Annotated in this window: 1 protein-coding gene; it reads right to left on the bottom strand. The window is 60.6% G+C overall.

Annotated elements, in window-relative coordinates:
- Positions 1 to 231: GntR family transcriptional regulator (locus SQ11_RS15745; RefSeq protein ID WP_041515152.1), on the bottom strand; the 231-nt coding region annotated here is incomplete at both ends.

Raw genomic sequence — 231 nt, 5'->3', positions numbered from 1 at the left:
CTTTTCGATGATGACATCCGACATGTAAGGCAACGCGCGCTTGGCTGTATGGACCTCAATCGCGACGCGGAGTGCAACCAGTTCTTCAAAGCGGTCGAGCGTCATCAAAGGCACCGTCATGCGCCGGTTGTCCTTGATCTGTATCGCATGTTCCGAGCTGAGCCGCCGCACCGCCTCGCGCACGGGGGTTGGGCTGAGCCCCAGGCAATCCGCCAACCCACGCATCGTCAG

This window comes from Nitrosospira sp. NpAV (assembly GCF_000832065.1).
Taxonomy (GTDB): domain Bacteria; phylum Pseudomonadota; class Gammaproteobacteria; order Burkholderiales; family Nitrosomonadaceae; genus Nitrosospira.
The sequence above is the reverse complement of the archived record's forward strand: the minus strand, read 5'-3'. Positions and strand labels throughout refer to the sequence as shown.